Annotated in this window: 4 protein-coding genes; all 4 read right to left on the bottom strand. The window is 64.6% G+C overall.

Going from position 1 to position 2,990, the window contains the following annotated elements; translation table 11 throughout:
* Nucleotides 1-223 (bottom strand): hypothetical protein (locus ACFWGZ_RS40515; protein WP_382456891.1); only part of this gene is annotated, 223 nt, incomplete at its 3' end.
* Nucleotides 224-358: 135 nt separating this feature from the next.
* Nucleotides 359-1,036, bottom strand: coding sequence for a hypothetical protein (locus ACFWGZ_RS40510; protein ID WP_382456890.1), 678 nt, complete (start codon nucleotides 1,034-1,036; stop codon nucleotides 359-361).
* A gap of 101 nt (nucleotides 1,037-1,137) precedes the next feature.
* On the bottom strand, nucleotides 1,138-2,166 hold the full coding sequence (locus ACFWGZ_RS40505; RefSeq protein ID WP_382456889.1) for a hypothetical protein: 1,029 nt from the start codon (nucleotides 2,164-2,166) through the stop codon (nucleotides 1,138-1,140).
* 36 nt (nucleotides 2,167-2,202) lie between these two features.
* Nucleotides 2,203-2,841: a hypothetical protein gene (locus ACFWGZ_RS40500; RefSeq protein WP_382456888.1), complete on the bottom strand. Its 639-nt coding sequence runs from the start codon at nucleotides 2,839-2,841 to the stop codon at nucleotides 2,203-2,205.
* Between the last annotated feature and the right edge of the window lie 149 nt (nucleotides 2,842-2,990).

Here is a 2,990-nt window from a genome sequence, read left to right as displayed (position 1 = left end):
ATGTGTGCGGACCCGCTCGTCTCGTGGGCCGGACCACCTCGCCACCGTACAGCTCCACCACGGCCTCCTGGATCTCGTCCAGGTCAGTGACGCGACCGGGTTCGCCGACCCGTCGACCCGCTGCCGGTGGCGCGAGAACCTTGGGCAGCTTGATGATCTCCGCGTTCACGAGGTCGTTCTCGTCGTGAGTGATGACGACTTCGTTGGCAGGGCGCGCGATCATCTACAGGTCCAAGTCGGTCAGCTCCCTGTCCTCGGCCGCATGGACGAGTTGCTGTTGCGGCCGTCCCGCATGACCGGCTCGCGCCTCGTCTGGCAAAGGGGCAGGGGGCCGCCGCTTCGTTGACAGGCAAGGCCCTCAACATTCGAACGTGACGCGGCCATTCCGGGAAGGTCCTGGGATGTTCACTGTCCTCGACAGGTCCCAATGCCGTTTGGTCTTCGGTTCGGTGCACCTGAGATCGAGCTGTGCGGTCATAGGCTCCGACCACCCACGAACGTTGATGTCCACAGTGAACGAACCACCCGGTGTGATCTTGTGAATTTGACCGGTTCTCGGGCTCTCGATGGGAGTCCCTACGTTGCCCTCCGCAGCCCGGCGGACTCCTAGCCGCAGCACTTCGATGTCGAGAGTTGAGGGGCCGCTATCCAATGTGATCACCAGACCGCACACTTGACCGGCGGTGTTCTGCAAGTCGTAGGTGAGTTGGGGAGTGTCGCGCTCGTTGCGCTCCGCCTCGGCCGCCGCCAGTTGCTCTCGCATGATCGCAACCTGCTGTTCGGCCGCTGCCGCACTGCGCTGAGCCTGCTCGACACCCGCCTTGGCGATCTCCACCTGCGCCTCGGCGGCTTTCACAGCGTTGCGCGCTTCCAGCACCTGAGCCTCGGCCGCCTCGCGCGCCTTCTGGGCCTCGGCCGCCTGCTTGAGTGCTGCTCCCGCTTGCGTCTTCGCGGAGTTTGCGTTGCTCATCGCGATCACCGCCGCGATGATTGCGACCCCGGCCGCGAACCAGGCCGCCGCATCTCCAACTTCCACTCCGGCTCCTACCTCACCGAGCTAGCTCGGTGCATCTTGAAGTTGGCGAGGGGGGATGACTCGGCATCGACAGTTCGGCCGAGACGGTCCCATGCCGCGAATCAGAAGCCGCTGCGTTCCAATGCATCCTGACCGGAGGCGGTGATCTCGCGCACCGACAGGATCTTGTCGTCCCCCGTCAACGCGTTGATGAAGTCTCTTTCGTGTAGTCGGCGCAAAGCCTGCTGTACAACCGCTTCGGACAGGTCGAGCTGCTCAGGTAGGGCGTTGATGTTGATCGGGGTCCCTGTTGCAAGGCGGTCAGCCAGCACGCGAAGGAGCCGGAGCGCACGGTCAGAGTCCGAGGCTGCGCCAAGCTCCTGTGCGGCCCGAGCAGCGCGGTCGTCTACCTGTTCGACTCGCGTCGGATCGGCGTTGCCGACACGTCGCCATCGCCCGCTGTTGTTGGTGTAGCTGAGTGTGTAGCGGTATTCCCTGCTGGGGGCGCGGTGTGCGTTGCCGTCAGCGTCCGTGAAGTCGATGAAGAAGGTGCGCTGTTGTCCGGGGCTGATGGTGTCCCAAATCGACCGGATCGGCATGGTTCGTGGGTTGGCCCGCCAGGTCAGTTCGGGGAACCCGATCGCTTCAACGTGCTCAAGCTCCAGGTCGTGAACGGTCTCGCTGCCGTGGTTGGTCACGGTCAGCGACAGGCCGCCCATGTTCGCGAGAGCGCCGCGGATCTGGCGTGCTTCGGCCTTGGCCGCCTCGTCGCGATCAGCTTGATCGTTGGTGTCCTGGAGCAGCGCGATCTCGTTGGCCCGCTGTGCCGCGAGCGCCTGCGCCTCGGCCGCCTTGACGGCTTGCCGTGCCAAGAGCACCTGTTCTTCTGATGCGGACGCAGCGCGTTCTGCTGCGCCGAGCGACAGCATCGCTGCCGTGGCGGACTTCTCGGCCGCCGCGCTCTGCCTCTTGGTCTCACCCAATGCCTTCTCGGCGGTGTCGGCTTGGTCCCGTGTCGCCTTGCGGGACTGCCGCGCCTCGTAGGCCTGCCAGATGGCGATGCCCATCGCGATCAGTGCGACGATCGCGGCCCCGAGCGCGATCTTGTCGCCCGTGTCGAACAGCGGCGCCGTCTCTGCTACTTCTTGCATGGTTGGCTCTTCTCGCTCCGAAGCCTTCGTAGAGACTTAGTAGTCGTCGTGGATCGCCATCACGGGTCGTCCTTCCCAGGACCCGGTCTCAGACGCGGCGCCGACGAGGAAGACCACATCCGAGTCGATTTGGACGTTGAGCCTCGCGATGAACTTGCACGCGACCCCGGCGTACATCGGCGCCAGCTCGATCGACAAGTGCTCGGGTCGTTCGCTCTCGTGCAAGGCGAGCCCCTCGGCCTCGGAGCCGGGTATGACGGCCACCGTGACCTTGTCCAGTTGCGGTGGCCCGGAGGTGTAGGCGATCGAGAACCAGGCTCCGTCCTCACCGTAGGAGTCTCCGGTCGGGTTCCACGTGACGACGAACTGCGGGGCGTTCTGCTCGTGGCGGTCGGCCTCGGCTGCTGCCAACTGGTTGCGCATGAGGGCGACCTGTTGTTCGGCAGCTTCGGCGCTCCGCTGTGCCTGCTCGACGCCTGCCTCTGCGGCCTCCCTTGCCTTCTTCGCTTCGTCAGCCTGGGTCTCTGCGGCCTTGCGTGCTTTCTCGGCTTCGGCGGCTTGCTTCAGGGCCGCCCCCGCCTGCGTTTTCGCTGAGTTCGCGTTGCTCATCGCGATCACGGCCGCGATGATCGCCACCCCGGCAGAAAACCAGGCCGCCACATCTCCGACCTCCACCTCAACCCCCTTGCCTCGCCGATTCAGCACGGTGCATGCCCAAGCTGCGGAGCAGGCTAAGAACTCCTAACATAATGATCTTGGAATACTGTTGATCATCTGGCTGTTGACCTTGGCGTGAGGAAGGGTGATCAGCTTCCGTGGATCGT

This window comes from Lentzea sp. NPDC060358, assembly GCF_042725365.1.
GTDB lineage: Bacteria > Actinomycetota > Actinomycetes > Mycobacteriales > Pseudonocardiaceae > Lentzea.
Note: the sequence above shows the minus strand (reverse complement) of the source record. Positions and strands in the feature narration are given on the sequence as shown.